This window comes from Leifsonia sp. Root227, assembly GCF_001428745.1.
In the GTDB taxonomy this organism is placed as follows: Bacteria; Actinomycetota; Actinomycetes; order Actinomycetales; family Microbacteriaceae; genus Leifsonia.
In genome coordinates this window covers 69,821-86,957 of the sequence record NZ_LMIO01000002.1, presented here as the reverse complement: position 1 = coordinate 86,957, position 17,137 = coordinate 69,821, and the positions used below count along the sequence as shown (strand labels likewise).

Below are 17,137 nucleotides of genomic sequence, written 5' to 3'. Positions count from 1 at the left end.
CAGGTCCTCGTCGCTCAGTCTTCCTGGCCCAGCTCGGGGGCTCCTGCTTCCTCCGTGCCGTGGCCGATCTGCGCATACACGCGGGGGTTGCGCTTCTTGAGGACGACGCCCCAGACGATGCCGAGGATGCCAGGCACGATCACGATGGCGGGCAGGATGAAGGTGGTCGCCGTCGGAGGGGCCGTCGGGTCGCTGGTGAGCAGCACATTGAAGTTCACCAGGATCAGCACGAACACCACCAGCAGGGCGACTCCGGAGACGATCGGGGCGACGAGCCGCTGCCAGACGCCGACGCCGCGGCCGTCGCGCAGGAAGAAGCCGATCACAGCGACGGAGACGATCGCCATCAGCAGCACCAGCCCCATCGCGCCGCTGTTGGTCAGCCAGGAGAACAGGGTCAGCACGGGGAACAGCGCGGCCGGTGCGCCCTCGGGAGGCACCCAGCCGACGCTCGCGATGGCGAACACGGCGATCACGACGACGGCGAGCACCGTCTGGGTCACCGAGCCTGCCCACGGCGCCCCGCTGCGCGCCCGAACCCTGGACAGCCAGCCGGGCAGCACGCCCTCGCGGCCCAGCGAGAAGAAGTAGCGGGCGACGGCGTTGTGGAAGCTGACGAGAGAGGCGAACAGGCTGGTCACGAAGAGGAGCTGGGCGATGTCGCTGACGACCACGCCGACGTTCGTGGACAGGAAGGTGAAGATGAGGTCCGGGCCCTGCTTGGTGGCGTCGGCGATGACCGTGCTCGGGCCGGAGCCCACCGTCATCGCCCACGACGACAGCGCGTAGAACAGAGCGATGATGCCGACAGCGGTATACGTCGCCCTGGCGATCGTGCGCTTCGGGTCTTTGGACTCCTCGCCGTAGATCGCGGCGGATTCGAAGCCCATGAAGGCGGCGATGCCGAACGCGAACACGGCGCCGATGCCGGTGACGAACAGGCTCGACGGGCTGAGCGCTTCGCCGCTCACACCCTCCGGCGCGACGATGAAGGCGGCGACGTCGTAGACGATGACCACGACGAACTCGAGGGCGACCAGCACGCCGAGCACCTTCGCCGAGAGGTCGACGCGGTTCACGCCAAGCACGGCGATCAGCGCGATGCAGACGATGATCGGCACCCACCACGGCACATCCCAGCCGAACTTCGCGTTCAGCAGGGACGAGACCTGGAAGCCGAACAGTCCGTAGACGCCGATCTGCATCGCGTTGTACGACACCAAGGCCACGATCGAGACGCCCACGCCCGCCGGGCGGGAGATGCCGCGCGCGACGTAGGAGTAGAACGCTCCCGCATTGGTGACGAACCGGCTCATCGCCGCGTAGCCGACAGCGAAGATCGCGAGCGTCACACCGAGGATCAGGAACGAGAGCGGCACGCCGGTCACCCCTGTGACGGCGAACGTGGTGGTGACGCCGCCGGCGAGCACGGTGAGCGGCGCGGACGCCGCGATGATCATGAACGTGACGGCGGGGACTCCGAGGCGCCTCGGACGCGTGGTCGGTGTCAGGGCGACGACGTCGTCTGCCTGTTCTGTGGAGGTCACGGGAGGTACTCCTCGGTCGGCGCGGCACGGGATTCGCCACGGCTACTGCGATGTTCCCGTTTCCTCCACAGGTTGGCCTTGGCTTCAACTGCACACAACTTGACTCAAAGGGAACATCGTCCAGCGCCCCATTCCGCAGGATGGAGTACGGCTTCGATACTGAACAGACCACCACGAGAAGGATGTCCATGTCCGCGCACCACCACACCAGCACCTCGACCGCACCCACCGCTGTCGCACACCCTCTAGACCCGCTGACCGCCGCCGAGCTCTCGCGCGGTCGCGACGTCCTCGATGCGGCAGGGTTGATCGGCCCAGACACGCGGTTCCCGTCCGTCCTGCCGGTCGAGCCGTCGAAGGAGGCCGTCGCCGCCTTCCAGCCAGGGGATGCGATCGAGCGGCGCATCCTGTTCGTGCTGCTCGACACCGCAACCGGGGCGTCAGCGGAGGCCGTGGTCTCCGTCACGACGTCCGAGCTGGTGAGCCACACGCCACTGGCGACGGCGGACGCGCCGTACGGCCAGCCGCAGTACCTCCTCGAGGAGTACGAGGCCGCAGAACGGATCGCGAAGGCCTCGCCGGAGTGGCAGGCGGCCATGACGCGCCGCGGGCTGGCCGATCGCATCGAGCTGGCGTTCTGCGCGCCGCTCGCGCCGGGGTTCTTCAACAGGGCGGACGAGGCGGGCAGGCGCGCCATCCGGTCGCTCACGTTCCTGCGGTCGAGCCAGGAGGACTCGCCGTGGTCGCACCCCGTCGAGGGGCTCATCGTGCACATCGACCTCACGAAGGGCGAGGTCATCCGGGTCGAGGACGACGGCGATGTGCCCGTCCCCGCTCTGGACGGCAACTACGACGCTGCGACGGTCGGACCAGCGCGCACCTCGCTCAAGCCGATCGAGATCACCCAGCCGGACGGCCCGAGCTTCCATGTCGACGGGCAGTCCGTCGAGTGGGAGAACTGGAGGTTCCGCGTCGGGTTCAACGCCCGAGAAGGGCTCGTGCTCAATCAGGTGAGCTTCCGCGACGGCGACGAGCACAGGCCGGTGCTCTCGCGCGCTTCCGTACCGGAGATGGTGGTGCCGTACGGCGACACGACGCCGACGCGCTTCTGGATCAGCTACTTCGACGCCGGAGAGTACCTGCTCGGCAAGAACGCCAACAGCCTGACGCTGGGCTGCGACTGTCTCGGCGTCATCCACTACTTCGACGGCGTCGTGGCAGACGACCACGGCAACCCGATGACCATCCCGCAGGTCGTCTGCATGCACGAAGAGGACTACGGCGTGCTCTGGAAGCACACCGATCTGAACGGCAAGGCAGAGGTACGACGTTCGCGCAGGCTCGTCGTCTCCTACTTCTCCACCATCGGCAACTATGACTACGGCTTCTTCTGGTACTTCTACCTCGACGGCACCATCCAGGTGGAGGCGAAGGCGACCGGCATCGTGTTCGCGGGGGCCGGCATCCCCGGCTCTGACGACCCTCACGCCACCGAGATAGCGCCAGGACTGTTCGCCCCCGTGCACCAGCACCTGTTCTGCGCCAGGCTCGACGTCGCCATCGACGGTGAGCGCAACTCGCTCTCCGAAGTGGATGTGGTCGGCATCCCGATCGGCGAGGACAACCCATACGGCAACGCGTTCACCTGGAGCACCACGCCCATCCGGAGCGAACGGGATGCGGCCCGCCTGGCGAACACGGCGTCGTCGCGGGTGTGGGAGATCACCAGCGCAGAGCGGCGCAACCTGGTCGGCAAGCCGACGGCGTACCACCTCATCCCGCAACCGGGGGCGACGCTGATGGCGCAGCCGGAATCGACCGTCTACGGGCGGGCGACGTTCGCCACGAAGCACCTGTGGGCGACGGCGTTCGACCCTGCAGAGCGCTTCCCCGCCGGCGACTACCCGAACGCGCACGCCGGCGGCGCCGGCTTGCCGGCCTGGACCGCTGCCGACCGCTCGCTGGAAGACGCTGACATCGTGCTCTGGCACGTGTTCGGTCCAACCCATATCCCGCGCCCGGAAGACTGGCCGATCATGCCGGTCGACTACTCGGGCTTCCTGTTCAAGCCGTACGGCTTCCTCGACCGCAACCCGGCGCTCGATCTGCCGGACGGTGCTGCTGCCGCCTCCTGCTGCGGTGGCGGCGCCGCGTGCAGCTGCGAGCACTGACCGCGGACCGACCTCACTCACTTCACACGCTTCACTCGCCACATCGAAACGGAGACATCATGAGCGCACTCACCCTGTCGGACACCTCCACCTGGCTGCCACTCGACGGGCTCGCCCCGGGGTTCGACGCCAACAAGGCAGAGCCGAGCGGGGACCTCGCCGGACGCACCGTCACACTCGTCGACGAGCGTGGCACGCGGATCGTGCACCGGTTCGGCGCGGACAGCGTCGAGTGGGAGTACCAGCCTGGACCGGCGGACGCGATCCCCGCGTCCTCCGGCACCGATCCGTACGAGGCGTTCGAGGTCGACACCGGGCTGTACTTCGCGCAGTTCCACCACCAGCATCAGCCGGACGAGGCCGTATCGCTCGTCCTCGACCTGACCAACGGACGCGCGCTGTCGGTCATCCAGGGCATCGGCGACCAGTTCCCCGGCACCACAGCCGTGCGTCAGCTGTTCGTTCCGTCCCTGATCGACGGGATCGAGACGACAGGAGCCGAGCCCGCCCCGACGACGGCCCTGATCGGCCGCCGCGTGATGTGGGTGTACAGCAGCCAGCACGCATACGAGCACGTCTACCTGAGCCCCCAGTGGTACACCTGGCAGTGCCTCGCGGGGCCGGAGAAGGGGCTGGCGGACACCGACGAGAACTCGGTCTGGCAGATCCGGCCGGGCATCTACGTGTTCACCTGGCGCGAGAAGGTCATCCCGTGCGCGTCGGTGACCATCGCCGACCACCGCAACGTGCGTTCGATCCGGTCGCACGGCGTGCTGTTCGGGCTCGACGAGTCGGGCGAGGTGCCGACGCACTTCACCTTCGGGGCGTACGGGCGGCTGCTGAGTAACACCGTGCATCCGGAGCCGTACGACCCGGCCGCCGGCGCGACAGAGGGCGCCTCGGGTGCGGGCGCCGACTCCGCGGGCGGCTCTGCCGACGCTGCGGGCACGACGCGATGAGCAACGTCGACGGGGCGGCCGACCTTCTCGTCACGAACGCCGCCGTCTACACGGTGGACGGCGAGCGCTCGCACGCTGAAGCCTTCGCGGTGCGCGGAGGACGCATCGTCGTGGTCGGTTCGTCGGACGAGGTCGCCGCGCTTCGCGGTCCGTCGACCACCGTGCTCGACCTCCACGGAGCGTTCGTCATGCCTGGCCTCGTCGACGTGCACAACCACCACTCCCACGCCGGGCGGGCCGCGCTGTTCGAGCTGACCTTCTCGAACACCGCGAGCTACGACGAGATCCTCTCCGCGGTGCGCGCGTACGCCGCGACGAAGGGTCCAGACGAGTGGATCGTCGGCAGCAGCTGGGGCACGGGACTCCTCGACCTGCTCGGGCACGCCCAGGCGCGGCGCGGGCTCGACGAAGCAGCAGGGGGACGTCCCGTGCTCCTCACCGACGACAGCCACCACAACCGCTGGGCGAGCTCGCGGGCGCTCGAACTCGCCGGGATCGACGCAGCCACTCCAGACCCGGAGCGCGGCGTCATCATGCGCGACCCGGAGACGGGCGAGCCGAGCGGCGTGCTGCTCGAAGCGGCCGGCCTGCTCGTGGAGGACGTCGCCAGGCCTGCCGTCGCACTGACCGCCGCGCAGCAGGAGCAGTCCTCTGCGCACGCCATCGGCATCGTGCACTCCTACGGGATCACGGCGTTCCAGGATGCGGCGATCTCGCTCGACCAGATGCGGGCGCTGAAGGCTCTCGACGACCGGGGTGAGCTGCGCGCGTGGGTCGTGTCCTCGATGACCGTCAACGATCAGATCTTCGGATACGCCGAGCTCGGGGATGCGCTGATCGCGCACCGCGCTGAGCTCACCGGCGAGCATCACCGACCGGACTTCATCAAGATCTTCCTGGATGGAACGCCGCCGGCCCACAGCGGCGCCTTCCTGGAGCCGTACCTGCCGTCCGACGCACACGGCGCACACTTCCACGGCACGACCACGATGCCTGCTGACGAGCTGCTCGACTGGCTGCGCCGCACCGCGGCGCAGGGCATCTCCGCCAAGATCCACTGCTCGGGCGACGCCGCTGTGCGCATGGTCCTGGATGCGGTCGAGACCGTGCGCGCGGAGGGCCACGCCGCCCCGCTCTACCAGATCGCGCACGGACAGTTCATCGCCGAGAGCGACCTGCCGCGATTCGCGCAGCTCGAGGTGTCCGCCGACATCTCGCCCTTCCTGTGGTTCCCCGGCGTGATCGCGGACGCGCTGAGCACCGTTCGTCCAGCGGACGAGGTCGCAGGGCTGCAGCCGAACCGCGCACTGATCGACTCCGGCGCCCTCGTCGCCGGAGGCTCCGACTGGCCGGTGAGCGAGACGCCGAACGCCTGGGAGGGCATCGAAGGGCTCGTGACGCGCGCAGACCCGTCCGGGCAGCGCGACGGTGTGCTCGGGATCGAGCAGGCCATCACGCTCGCGGAGGCGATCGAGGTGTTCACCGTGAACGGCGCGACGGCGATGGGCCTCGGAGCCGTCACAGGCTCGATAGAGCCGGGCAAGTCCGCCGACTTCGTGGTGCTCGACCGGGATCCGTTCGGGATTCCGGCCGATGAGCTGCACCTGGTCACCGTCGAGCAGACGTATTTCGGGGGTGAGCAGGTCTTCTCGCGCAACTGACCCCCGCTTCCGCCGTGTGGGAGGGCGGTTACCCTACACTTGTTGACAACGCTGCTGTTCGTGCCGACGACGCCATCGGGGCCGAGTCGCAGCGCGTTTTCGAGGGGAGCCGTATGCCCAAGGTGATCGACCACGATCAGCGCCGTTCCGACATCATCGACGTGACCTGGGCGCTGATCGTCAAAGGCGGCCTCGAGGCGGCGACGATGCGGGAGATCGCCAGCGAGGCCGGTTTCGCCAACGGCGCGCTGAAGCACTACTTCCCCGGCAAGGACGAGATCATCCAGGGCACGTACGACCGCGCCCTCGGCATGATGAGCGAGGGGGTGGCCTCTGCCGTCGGCGACGCCACCGGCCTCGCCGCCCTCCGCGCGATCGTGTACGCGTCAGCGCCGCTCACCGAGGAGGCGATCGTCGCCGGCCGCGTCCTCCTGAGTTTCTGGGAGCGGGCGATGTCGAACGACGACCTGCACCAGGCGTACCTCTCCCACCTGACCAGCTGGCGCAGTGGCCTGCGCACGTACATCGAGCAGGGCAGGGCGGACGGCGACATCGTCACGCCCACCCCCGACGAGCAGCTGGTCGATGAGATCGTCCTCATCAACGTCGGCGCGAACGTGATGAGCTTGATCGCCCCGGAGTTGTCGACCCCCGCCCTGCTGGAGGCTCAGCTCGACGCGTTCTTCGACCGGATCACGACCGCCTGACGTCCGCGACGGAGCGAGGCGCCGCGGCGCAGAGCGCGGCGCGAGCGTGACGCGGCTAGCCGACGCGCCCCTGTACCGCGAGCGACTACCCGGCGCCCACGTATCGCCGTGCGTCAGCGGAACGCGCGAACTCCGCGTGCATCGCGGTCTGCGCGAGCGCGGACAGGAGGGTGAAGCCGCCGAGGCCCTCCCAGCCGCCCGTCCAGGTCAGGGATCGCGCGATCTGCCACACACTGGGCTCGTCGCCCTTCGCCAGCCGCGCCACCACTTCCCGCGTCCGTCGCAGGTGGTGCCGCGACAGCTCGTCGCAGCGCTCCCCCAGCGCGCCGAACACCCGTTCGTGGCCGGGAGCCACCGTGCGATCGCCGAGAGCAGCGACGCGTTCGAGCGATTCGAGGTAGTCGGCGATCGGGTTCCTGGTGAACCCGGCGCCGAGCCCGATGCCAGGGTTGACCGTGGGCAGCACGTGGTCGCCGGTGAAGAGCATCCCGTTATCGGCGTCGTCGAGGCACAGATGGCCGGCCGTGTGCCCCGGTGTCCACAGCACCCGGATGCTGCGTCCGGGGACCGGGAGCAGGTCGCCGTCTGCGACGCCGACGATCCGCTCGGCGGCCCCGTCCGGCACCGCGGCCGACACCGCTGGTCTGGCCATCGCCGCGAACAGCTCCTGCCGCCGTTCGTCCGGGATGCCCCAGCCGTCGAGCCGCGCGGCAGGGTCAGGCGCGGTGGGCCAGCCCCCGTCCCCGTCCCCGTCCCCGTTCCCGGCCCCGGCCCCGGCCCCGAGCAGCGCATTCCGTTCCCGCTCGTGCAGCAGGATGGGCGCTCCGGCGGCAGCGCTCAGGTCGAACGCGAGGCCGAGGTGGTCGGGGTGCAGGTGGGTCACGACGATCGAGGCGACCGTCCGCATCCCGTGGCCGATGCCCTGCAGGGCTTCGGTGAGCCAGGCGAGATTGCCAGCGCCTGCAGAGCCAGGGTCGACCACGTGGATGCGCCCGCTCGCGTCCTCGACCAGGTAGCACAGGCTGTACGGGAGACCGCCAGGCGCCATCGGCACGCGAACCGCGTGCACGCCAGCACCGACCTCCTGGGCCCGCGTCTCCGTCACCCCGTCAGGCTACCGGCCGCGCGGGGTCAGGCGGCGTCGGCGACCAGGATGCGCGGGCTGCCGGGGAGGGCGATCGTGCCGCGCGGTGTCCAGCCCGCTGCCGCGAGCCACTCGCGCACCACGGACTCCTGGTAGACGACCGTTCCGTCGATGTTGTAGTACTCGCCGGCGTGCAGGGCGTCGATCTTGCGCTGCTCCTGGTCGTCGTCGAGGAAGAAGTCGAGCACCACCAGGGTCGCCCCGGGCGCGGCTGCGGCCCGGGCGTGCTGCAGAATCGCGCGGTTCTCCGCGTCGCTGAAGCGGTGGATCACGTGATTGACGAGCACGAGGTCGTGTTCCCCTCCCGGCTCCGCCGTCGCCGTCTCCGCGCCCTCGACCACAGAGCGGTCGGCGAGCCCCGCCGCATCCACGGCCGCCTGCACGGACGGCACCGACTGCTGGTCGAACACGAAACGCATTCGCAGGTCGGGGTTCGCGCGCATCGCCTGAGCGGCGAACGCCGGGCTGAGACCGCCGAGGTCGAGCGCGTTGCGGTATGGCGCGAAGTCGAAGTGGCGCACGAGCATCGCCGCGTGCAGCTCGTTGTATGTCATGACGCCGTCGAGGAACGCTCCCCAGCCTGCGTCGTCGAGGTCGAGGACGCCTGCGTCGTTGGTGTCGACGGTCGAGTCGTAGCCGAGCCACTGCGGGTAGCTGGTCGCGTTGAGGAAGGCGAGGAACGGGGCGAGGTCGATGTCCGCGCGATCGCCGGTGAGGTAGGCGGCTGCATCCTGGGTGAGCTCGTAGCGCCCATCCGTCCTGGTGAGGAGGCCCTGGGCCGCCATGCTGTCAGCGAGCACGCGGATCTGCTGCTCGGAGACCGTGGTCGCCGCTGCGAGACCCGCCACGTCGAGGGGGCCGTCCGCGAGGGCGGTGAACAGGCCGACGCGACTGGCGGCGAAGAGCTGCTTCGCGCCCATGAAACCGATGGCGATGTCCACGATCGCTTCTGGCGTTGCTGCACGGGTTGAGGTCACTTGTCACGCTCTTTCTGTCGTGGCGCCGCCGCTGGCCTTCCATTGCGATGACCTCCGGACGGCGATGTCTGAGTGGAGATGACCTGACTCTACAGACGTTGACGTTTATTTTCTACTAACATAGAAAAACAGGTAGTCGTCGAAGGAGACCAACATGCCCACCCCTCCCCTCAGCATTCAGACCATCGTCGCGCCAGGCGCGTCCCTGCCCCCTGTGGTGCTCCTGCACGGCTTCGCATCGAGCGGACACGAGGACTTCGCGGCGACCGGCTGGCCCCAGGCGCTCGCCGACGCCGGCCGCACCAGCCACCTCGTCGATCTCCCCGGCCACGGCGCCTCCCCGGCGGTCGCCGCCGAATCCGCCACCACGACGGCGGTGGTCGACACCATCGTCGCCGCCATCGACACGCTCGGCGTCGACCAGGTGGATGTGGTCGCGTACTCGCTCGGCGCGCGCCTCGCCTGGGAGCTGCCCTCCGCATCCGGGGACCGGGTGCGCCGCATGGTGCTGGGCGGCCTGAGCCCGTTCGAGCCGTTCGCGGCAGTGGATGTGGATGCGCTCCTCCTGGCGACAGGGGCGGGGGCGGAGGCGGGCGCGACCATCGACCCGCTGACCGGGATGATGGCGGGCATGGTGTCCGCGCTTGGCAGGGACACCGCGTCCCTCGTGGCACTCATCGCCGGACTCGGCTCTGAACCGTTCTCACCCCAGGACGGCGCGCCGGACGTGCCGACCCTGTTCGTCGCCGGTTCGGAGGATCCCATGTCGGGCGGCATCGAGCAGCTCGTCGCCGCCGTGCCGGGGGCGAGCATCGTGCGTGTGCCTGGCGACCACAGAGGCGCGCTGGACAGCGCCGAGTTCCGGGAGGCGGCGGTGGCGTACCTGGCGGAGTGACACATCCGCCAGGCCCCAACGCCTGCCTCGACGCCCGGCGATCCGCCTCGCGCTACCCCACCAGCATCAGAGGCACCAGACGCATCAGACGCACCAGACGCATCAGACGCACCAGACGCATCACACGCATCAGATGCTCCACGTGCCGTCCGCGTTCACCTCGCGGTCAAGCCACAGTTCCTCTGTCGCCGCACGAAGCGCGTCCACCCCCACCCGGTCGAGCATGGCCAGCGCGCCGAGGTTGTCTTCCAGCTGGTCGGCACGGCTGACACCGAAGAGGACATTGGCCGTCGCGGGGTGCGCGAGCACGAACGCGAGACCGAGTTGTGTCGGGGTCGCGCCGAAGCCGTCCGCGATCTGCAGCACGCGCGGGTACGCAGCCACGATCCGCTCCCGGATGCCGCCGACGTCCGCGCCGATCTTGCGGGACGGCGCGAGCTTTCCGGCGAGGATACCGCCCTCGAACACGTCCGACGCCTGCAGCGCGAGCGCGCCGGAGCGGAACAGATCGCCGTAGTACGAGCCCTCCGCCATCGTGCGGCGGACCAGCCCGTACTTGAGCTGCGCGAAGGTCGGAGGGGTCAGTCCGCTCTCGTGCGCGAACGCGATGGCGAGTCGCACATCGTCGATCGCCCAGTTGTTGACGCCCCAGGCGTCGAAGCGCCCTGCCGCGATCTCGGCGGCGACATCGGTGACGATGGAGCGCACATCCACCTCGCCGAAATAGTCGCCGACGACGACCAGGTCGGCTTTGTCGACGCCGATGCGGTCGAGCGAGGTCCGCATCTGGTCGGCGAACGTCGTCTGCGGATACTCCCACAGCCAGAGCTTGCCGCAGAGAAGGTACTCGTCGCGGCCGAGACCGGATGCACGCACAGCCTCGCCGAAGATCAGGTCGGTCTTCGCGTTCTCCGCGTGCGGGCCCATGTTGTAGTGCGCGACGTCGAAGAACGCTGCCCCGACCTCGTGCGCGCGCCGGATGAGCGAGACCGCGTCGTCGAACTCCATCCTGTCCCAGGTGTTCCACGACCCGAGTGCGAAGACGGGCACCTCGGGGCCGCCTGGGCCGAGTGCGCGGGTGGGGACGGTTCCGGTGAATGACACGACTGGCCTCCTGAAGCAGCTTCGCTTTTTTCTACGTTTGTATAATATAACTGCAGTCGGCGTCATGACATGGTGGCGCGATGCCTGAGAGGGAGAGATCCGTGACCGAAACCCGCACTGTGCTCATCACCGGTGGAGGCGGCGGCATCGGCCGCGGCATCGCCGAGGCGTTCATCGAGAACGGCGACCGTGTCGTCCTCGCCGATGTCGACGCCGACACCGTCGCCCGCGTCGCGAGCGAGATCGGCGCATCCGCCATCGCCGCCGACATCACAGACGAGGCCGCCGTGGCCGCGGCGGTCGAGGAGATCGCCGCCGACCACGGCCCGATCGACGTGCTCGTCAACAACGCGGGCATCCTGTCGGTGCACGGACGCCTCACCGACCTCAGCGTCGCCGCATACGACGCGATCGTGCGCGTCAACATCCTCGGCACGTTCGCCGTGACGCAGGCAGTCGCCCGCCAGATGACCGCGGCGGGGACCCGCGGCGCGATCGTCAACATCTCCTCCATCGGAGGACGCCAGCCGACGCCGGGGATGGGCGCGTACGAATCCAGCAAGGCGGCGGTCGACTCGATCACCCGCTGGGCGGCCATCGAACTCGCGCCGGCCGGCATCCGCGTCAACGCCGTCGCGCCAGGGCCGGTACTCACCCCGATGCTGCAGCTCGGTATGCCGGAAGGGTCGCCCGAGCGCGCGGCCTGGGCGGCGCGCATCCCGCTCGGAAAGCTCGCGGACGTGGACGACATCGCCCCGGCCGTCCTCTTCCTGGCCGGCCAGGGAGCGGCGCACATCACCGGGACGAGCCTGGCGGTCGACGGCGGCCAGCTGCTGGTCTGACGGCGCGCGGTCCGTCCGAAGGAGATCGCGAGCGACACGCCGCACCATCCTCCGTCCGGAAGGAGCTTCGCGACGGTTCGCGCGGAATCTCCGTCTGGACGGAGCTTCGCGACGGTTCGCGCGGATTCGCCTTCCGGACGGAGGCCGATAGCGCAGCGCAACGCAGCGCGTCAGCGCGAGTACGTGGGCAGGCGCTCGTAGACGAGCTCGCCGTCGACGACCGTCAGGTCCACGCCGACGGCCGGCAGCTCCGCGGCCGGGACGTGCAGCGGGTCGGTCTCGAGCACGCAGAAGTCGGCGACCTTGCGGGGCTCGAGCGTGCCCTTCCACGGGTCGGCGCCGTCCTGACGCGCCGGGGCGACCGTGTAGCCGCGGAGCATGGCGCGCATCCGGTCGACCTCAGCCTCGTGGCCGCTGGCAGGTGCGCCGAGCCAGGCGGCGGCGTCGGCGATGCCCTGACGCCAGTCCGGGGCGAGGATGGGGGCGTCGGAGCTGAGCGACACCGACACGCCCGCCCGGGTCGCCGCCGCGATCGGCCACGCGGATGCGGCGACCTCGTCGCCCAGGACCGCCGCCAGCCAGGACGCGGTCGCGACCGCGATCCCAGGCTGCACATTCAGGCCCATCCCGAGCGCGGCCATCCTGGAGAGGGCGCCAGGGGTCACCAGGTCGCCGTGGATGATGTAGTGCCGCAGCTCCATCCTGCTGTCGCGCATGGCGTCCTCGACCGCGGAGACGGCCGTGTCGATGGTGCGGTCTCCCGTGGCGTGGATGCCCACCTGGTAGCCGAGGCGATTGGCTTCGAGGATCATCCTGCGGAGGTTGTCCGCTCGCTCGTCAGCGTCGAGACCGGCCACCAGGAGACCACCGGACGTGCCATCGGGGTAGCGGTGCCTGGTCCACGCCTGGTGCATCGGCGGGATGCCGTCGGCGAACAGTTTGACGCCGGCGACGCGCAGCCAGGCCGGCCTGGTGGTCTCGCGCTCCAGGGAACGCAGACCCGCTGTCACCTCGTGGAGGGTGCTCGGGCCGTCGAGCACCCCGAACAGCGCGAGCACGTTGACCCGCGCGGTGAGGAGGCGCTCCGCTTCGAGCTCGACGTATGCATCGAACACGTCCTGGGCGAAACAGCCCGTCGCCCCTGCGTCCTCGCCGGGGCCGATGCCCGGCTCGGTGTAGCTGGTGATGCCGAGCGAGGCGATCAGCTCTCCCGCGCGGAGGATCGCCGCCCGGCGCTCGGCGCGCGTGGTGACGAGAGGCGCGGAGCGGGAGGTGTCGTGCGGGTCGGAATCCGCGGACTCCGGGGCAGCAGGAGCGGAATCGCCACCCGCATCCCCCGTCGAGCCGGAAACCGCCGCCCCCGCCGCCCCGAACACCGTCTCCGGCCACATCGCGCCCAGCCACGTCGCGTGCAGGTGGGAGTCGTTGATGCCAGGGATCACCGCGCGCCCGTCGAGCTCGATCACACGGGTGCGGCGGCCGATGGATGCGGTCACTTCCGCATCGCTTCCGACGCGCAGCACCCGGCCGTGGCGGATGGCGATGGCCGTGCCCGTTGTGTCGTCCTCGTCGAGGGTGTGCACGGTCCCGCCGCGCAGAACGAGGTCTGCGCTGGGGTCTGGGGTGTCGCGTCGCTGCACTTCTCCTCCTCGAGAGGCTCGCTATTTTGGTCAACGTATGTAGAATAACCCACATCGACGACCGGATGCGCAGTGAGGCCACCGGATTCCGTCGAACGGAACGGAGACTTCGATGGCGAATCCAGGCACCACCACCGCACCAACGACCGACGCGTCGGCGACCGACGCGCCCGCCCTCCCGCGCAGCACCCGCGCCGCCGTCCTCACGGCGCACGGCGAACCGCTCACCATGCAGGACGTGCCCCTGCCAGACACGCTCGAACCTGGCGCGGCGCTCGTGCGCATCCACTGTGCGACGCTGTGCGGCACCGACATCGAGATCTGGTCAGGGAAGATGACCTTCCCCGGCATGCTGCCGATGATCCTCGGGCACGAGATGGTGGGCGAGATCGTCGCGGTCGGCACCGGCACCAGGGATGCGCTCGGTCGCGCGCTCAGCGTCGGCGACCGCATCGGCTGGTCTGAGTCCACCTGCGGGGAGTGCTTCGGCTGCACCGTCCTGCGCGAGCCTGTCGCCTGCTCGAAGCGCGGCTACGGCTTCCTGCAGCGGTCCGACGTGCCCCCGTTCGCGACCGCCGGTCTCGCCGACTACGCCTATGTGACGCCCGGCGCAGCCAAACTGCTGATCCCGGACGAGGTGGAGGACACCTGGGCGTCGATGGCGGGATGCGCTGCCAAGACCGTGCTGCGCGCCTTCCATCGGGCGGGCGGCGTTCGTCCAGGGTCGCGGGTCGTCGTTCAGGGCTCCGGCGCGCTCGGCATCTTCGCGACGGCGGTCGCGCACCTCTCCGGCGCAGGCACTGTCGTCACGGTCGGCGCACCGGCCGACCGGCTCGCCGTGGCGCAGCGCTTCGGAGCCGACCACGTCGTCGACATCGCAGGTGGCTCCGAGGCGACCGTGCAGCGTGTGCTCGACCTGACGGACGGCCAGGGCGCGGACCTCGTGCTCGACCTCGCCGGCGCGCAGAGCGTCGGACCGGAAGCGGTCGCGATGGCCGCGCAGCGCGGCACCTTCGTGGTGGTCGGCAGCACAGGACCGACGGGCGACCCCGTGTCGCTCAGCACGATCATGGGCAAGGAGCTGACCGTCGTCGGCTCGCTCAACGGCGACATCTCCGACTACTACCGGGCCATCGAGTTCTTCCGCAGCTTCGGCGACAGGCTGCCGTGGGACGAGCTGTTCAGCGCGCCGGTCGGGCTGGCTGAGGCGTCGCAGAAGGTCGCGACGATGGCCGCGCTCGGCGAGATCAAAGCGGTCATCGACCCGCGCATCGGCTGAGCACATGGGTGCCAGAACCCGCGCACGCGCGACCCCGTGGATGCGCGCACCAGCATCGAACCCCACCGAGGAGACACCGTGACCATCAGCGACACCAGCACCGCCCCCATCCCCCGCCGCCCGATCGGCACATCGGGCATCGACGCCTCCGTCCTGTCTCTGGGCTCCTGGCACACCTACGACAGGATGGACTTCGCCGACGCGGTCGACATGGTGTCGTTCGCCGTCGAGAGCGGTGTCAACCTGTTCGACGTCGGCGTGTACGGGTTCCGCGGGATGCAGCCTCCGGTGTTCACCGACGTGCTGTTCTCCGCGATCGTGCGGGCGGCGCGCATCCCGCGGGAGGACTACCTGCTGTCGGAGAAGCTGTGGCTGGAGGGGTTCGGCGACGGCGGCTTCCGCCCGCAGCTCGAGCACGCGCTGCTCAGGGTGGGCAGCGAGCACGCCGACCTGGTGATCCTCGGCGACCTGCGCCGCGACGACCTGGACCTGCGCGACATCGTCCTCGACCTGGCGGCACTCGCCGACGCCGAGCTGATCCGGGCGTGGGGCGTCAACAACTGGTCGGCGGCGAACATCCAGTCGCTCAGCGACATCGCAGCGGCGGAAGGGGTCGCCGGCCCGCAGATCGCGCAGCTCAAGTACAGCGTCGCGCGCCGCTCGATCCCGGACGGCGAGCCGTTCGCCCGGCTGTTCGCCAACGGGCTGACCATGCAGGCGTCCGATGTGATGGAGGGCGGCATCCTGGCGGGCAACGTCACGCCAGGCCGTGAGGTCGGCCGCGATCCCGGCGCGATCAGGGAGCGCATCGTCGCCGACGTTCCCGCGTTCTCCGCCGTCGCCGACGAGCTCGGCACGACGCCGGCGCAGCTCGCCGTCGCGTTCACCCTCACCCACCCGGCCACCACGACAACGCTGTTCGGCGCGAGCAGGCTCGAACAGGTGCAGCAGAACCTGGATGCGGTCGCCCTGGTCGAGCGCGTCGGCGCCGCCCGGCTGCGCGCCGCAGTCGAACCGTTCTGGGCGGACAAGGGCATCGTCGACCCCGAGGGCCCGTGAGCACGGCGAAGCACCCCCGGCACGTCCATCCAGCAGAGCACACACCCCAGGAGCACGCATGACCATCGCAGCAGAGTCCAGCACCGTCACCCGCGTCCCGTTCGACCCGGAGATCGCCCCCGTCCTCGACGCCATGGCGCAGAACCAGCAGCCCGCGCTCAGCAGGGAGACCCTGCACCTCTCCAGGGAGGGCGCGGACACCCTGTTCCCGAGCGCCGCCGAGGTCATCGGCGACCTCCCGATCGACGCCGTCGACCTCGTCATCCCCGGCCCGGAGGGCGCCCCCGACCTGGAGATCACCGTCCTCACCCCGCGCGGCCACGACGCGACCCGCGCAGCGCTTCCCGCGCTCTACAACATCCACGGCGGCGGCATGATCGTCGGTCACCGCAGCTGGGAGACGGCGCGGCTGGTCGAGCTGGTGGCCGAGCTGGGCGTGATCGCGGTGAACGTCGAGTACCGGCTCGCTCCGGAGCATCCGTTCCCCGCCGGTGTCGAGGACTGCTATGCCGGCATCGCCTGGCTGTCGGAGCACGCCGCCGAGCTGGGCGTCGACCAGGACAGGATCGTCGTGATGGGCGGCAGCGCCGGTGGAGGGTTCTCCGCCGCCGTCGCCCTGATGGCGCGCGACCGCAGGGGCCCTGCCATCGCAGGGCAGCTGCTGCTCTGCCCGATGATCGACAACACCAACACCACCGTGTCGAGCCACCAGTATGCGGGGATCGGCACCTGGACCCGCGAGGCCAATCTGCTCGCCTGGGAGTGCGTGCTGGGCGAAGAGCTCGCGTACAGCACGGAGGCGCCAGCCTACGCAGCGCCGACCCGCGCCGCCGATCTGAGCGGCCTGCCGCCTGCGTTCGTCGAGGTGGGCGCGGCCGAGCCGTTCCGCGACGAAGACGTGGAATACGCCTCGCGCATCTGGGCGGTCGGCGGCGAAGCGGAGCTGCACGTCTGGTCAGGCGGATTCCACGGCTTCGACATGTATGCGCCGGGCAGCGAGCTGACCAGGGCGGCGCTCGCCTCCCGGTTCTCCTGGCTGCGCCGCATCCTCGGCCGCTGACCGCGCACCAGCACGAAAGCGCGCACCAGCACGAAAGCGCGCACCAGCACGAAAGCGCGCACCAGCACGAAAGCGCGCACCACCACCCCCCG

Annotated in this window: 14 protein-coding genes; 9 read left to right on the top strand and 5 right to left on the bottom strand. The window is 69.9% G+C overall.

The window, feature by feature from the left end; all coding sequences use genetic code 11:
- Positions 1-14 precede the first annotated feature (14 nt).
- Entirely contained in the window at positions 15-1,460 is a 1,446-nt protein-coding gene (locus ASE16_RS05325; RefSeq protein WP_082581342.1) for an APC family permease, read from the bottom strand.
- Between the two features lie 275 nt (positions 1,461-1,735).
- Here ASE16_RS05325 and ASE16_RS05320 point away from each other — a divergent pair, with 275 nt between their 5' ends.
- The 4 genes from ASE16_RS05320 (at position 1,736) to ASE16_RS05305 (ending at position 7,045) form a co-directional block, all read left to right on the top strand.
- Positions 1,736-3,718 carry a primary-amine oxidase gene (locus tag ASE16_RS05320; RefSeq protein WP_055891869.1) on the top strand — a complete coding sequence of 661 codons (1,983 nt, stop codon included), beginning with the start codon at positions 1,736-1,738 and terminating at the stop codon, positions 3,716-3,718.
- A 59-nt stretch (positions 3,719-3,777) separates the two neighbouring features.
- On the top strand, positions 3,778-4,677 hold the full coding sequence (locus ASE16_RS05315; protein WP_082581262.1) for a molybdenum cofactor biosynthesis F family protein: 900 nt from the start codon (positions 3,778-3,780) through the stop codon (positions 4,675-4,677).
- Positions 4,674-6,338, top strand: a complete 1,665-nt coding sequence (locus ASE16_RS05310) for an amidohydrolase (RefSeq protein WP_055891866.1) — start codon at positions 4,674-4,676, stop codon at positions 6,336-6,338. The genes ASE16_RS05315 and ASE16_RS05310 overlap by 4 nt, the downstream gene beginning before the upstream one ends.
- 113 nt (positions 6,339-6,451) lie before the next feature.
- Complete coding sequence (locus ASE16_RS05305) at positions 6,452-7,045, top strand: TetR/AcrR family transcriptional regulator (RefSeq protein ID WP_055891863.1); 594 nt, start codon at positions 6,452-6,454, stop codon at positions 7,043-7,045.
- A gap of 85 nt (positions 7,046-7,130) precedes the next feature.
- Here ASE16_RS05305 and ASE16_RS05300 read toward each other — a convergent pair whose 3' ends face one another.
- Entirely contained in the window at positions 7,131-8,150 is a 1,020-nt protein-coding gene (locus ASE16_RS05300) for an MBL fold metallo-hydrolase (protein ID WP_235500382.1), read from the bottom strand.
- 26 nt (positions 8,151-8,176) lie between these two features.
- A complete protein-coding gene (locus ASE16_RS05295; protein WP_235500381.1) occupies positions 8,177-9,166 on the bottom strand; it encodes an acetylserotonin O-methyltransferase in 990 nt (329 codons plus the stop codon).
- Positions 9,167-9,320: 154 nt separating this feature from the next.
- Here ASE16_RS05295 and ASE16_RS05290 point away from each other — a divergent pair, with 154 nt between their 5' ends.
- Positions 9,321-10,061, top strand: coding sequence for an alpha/beta fold hydrolase (locus ASE16_RS05290; protein ID WP_055891856.1), 741 nt, complete (start codon positions 9,321-9,323; stop codon positions 10,059-10,061).
- A gap of 129 nt (positions 10,062-10,190) precedes the next feature.
- On the opposite strand, the gene ASE16_RS05285 is transcribed toward ASE16_RS05290, so the two are convergent.
- Positions 10,191-11,165 (bottom strand): aldo/keto reductase, encoded by a 975-nt coding sequence (locus ASE16_RS05285; RefSeq protein ID WP_200949577.1) that lies wholly within the window; start codon positions 11,163-11,165, stop codon positions 10,191-10,193.
- 101 nt (positions 11,166-11,266) lie between these two features.
- On the opposite strand from ASE16_RS05285, the gene ASE16_RS05280 reads away from it, so the two are divergent.
- Entirely contained in the window at positions 11,267-12,007 is a 741-nt protein-coding gene (locus tag ASE16_RS05280; protein WP_235500380.1) for an SDR family NAD(P)-dependent oxidoreductase, read from the top strand.
- A 170-nt stretch (positions 12,008-12,177) separates the two neighbouring features.
- On the opposite strand, the gene ASE16_RS05275 is transcribed toward ASE16_RS05280, so the two are convergent.
- On the bottom strand, positions 12,178-13,647 hold the full coding sequence (locus ASE16_RS05275) for an amidohydrolase (protein ID WP_055891850.1): 1,470 nt from the start codon (positions 13,645-13,647) through the stop codon (positions 12,178-12,180).
- Between the two features lie 112 nt (positions 13,648-13,759).
- Between ASE16_RS05275 and ASE16_RS05270 the strand changes: the two genes are divergently transcribed.
- From ASE16_RS05270 to ASE16_RS05260, 3 genes are all read left to right on the top strand, one after another.
- On the top strand, positions 13,760-14,926 hold the full coding sequence (locus tag ASE16_RS05270) for a zinc-binding dehydrogenase (protein ID WP_082581260.1): 1,167 nt from the start codon (positions 13,760-13,762) through the stop codon (positions 14,924-14,926).
- Positions 14,927-15,004: 78 nt separating this feature from the next.
- Positions 15,005-15,985 carry an aldo/keto reductase gene (locus ASE16_RS05265; RefSeq protein WP_235500379.1) on the top strand — a complete coding sequence of 327 codons (981 nt, stop codon included), beginning with the start codon at positions 15,005-15,007 and terminating at the stop codon, positions 15,983-15,985.
- Positions 15,986-16,043: 58 nt separating this feature from the next.
- Positions 16,044-17,045, top strand: coding sequence for an alpha/beta hydrolase (locus ASE16_RS05260; RefSeq protein WP_055891847.1), 1,002 nt, complete (start codon positions 16,044-16,046; stop codon positions 17,043-17,045).
- The last annotated feature ends 92 nt before the right edge of the window (positions 17,046-17,137 follow it).

Coding starts and splice junctions, on each gene's coding strand:
- ASE16_RS05325 (WP_082581342.1), bottom strand. CDS start 1,460: ATGATCATCGCGGCGTCCGCGCCGCTCACCGTGCTCGCCGGCGGCGTC.
- ASE16_RS05320 (WP_055891869.1), top strand. CDS start 1,736: ATGTCCGCGCACCACCACACCAGCACCTCGACCGCACCCACCGCTGTC.
- ASE16_RS05315 (WP_082581262.1), top strand. CDS start 3,778: ATGAGCGCACTCACCCTGTCGGACACCTCCACCTGGCTGCCACTCGAC.
- ASE16_RS05310 (WP_055891866.1), top strand. CDS start 4,674: ATGAGCAACGTCGACGGGGCGGCCGACCTTCTCGTCACGAACGCCGCC.
- ASE16_RS05305 (WP_055891863.1), top strand. CDS start 6,452: ATGCCCAAGGTGATCGACCACGATCAGCGCCGTTCCGACATCATCGAC.
- ASE16_RS05290 (WP_055891856.1), top strand. CDS start 9,321: ATGCCCACCCCTCCCCTCAGCATTCAGACCATCGTCGCGCCAGGCGCG.
- ASE16_RS05270 (WP_082581260.1), top strand. CDS start 13,760: ATGGCGAATCCAGGCACCACCACCGCACCAACGACCGACGCGTCGGCG.
- ASE16_RS05260 (WP_055891847.1), top strand. CDS start 16,044: ATGACCATCGCAGCAGAGTCCAGCACCGTCACCCGCGTCCCGTTCGAC.